This window comes from Zoogloea sp. LCSB751, assembly GCF_002028455.1.
Taxonomy (GTDB): Bacteria; Pseudomonadota; Gammaproteobacteria; order Burkholderiales; family Rhodocyclaceae; genus Zoogloea.
This window is the reverse complement of the sequence record NZ_MWUM01000228.1, coordinates 1-268: the sequence shown is the minus strand read 5'-3', so window position 1 is coordinate 268 and position 268 is coordinate 1. Positions and strand designations below refer to the sequence as shown.

Sequence of the window (268 nt, the reverse complement as noted above, 5' to 3'; positions counted from 1 at the left end):
CGCCTGGCGCTGGGCAAGTTGCCGGGATCGGGCGCGGGGCTGGCCAGCCAACCGACGATGAGCCGCTGGGAGAATGCACCGACCACGCGTGAACTGGCCCGGATGATGGTCGCGATGATCGGCGTTTACTGTGCCAGCTATCCGGCCCCACCGGCGGCGGTGACGCTGGATATCGATGACACGTGTGATGTCGTGCACGGCTATCAGCAGCTCTCGTTCTGGAACGGACATCACGGTGAGCGCTGCTTCCTGCCGATCCATGTGTACG

1 protein-coding gene is annotated in these 268 nt (G+C 64.6%); it reads left to right on the top strand.

The genetic code is table 11. From position 1 onward, the window contains the following. On the top strand, positions 1–268 hold a 268-nt coding region (locus B4920_RS26440), incomplete at both ends, for a transposase (protein WP_173862714.1).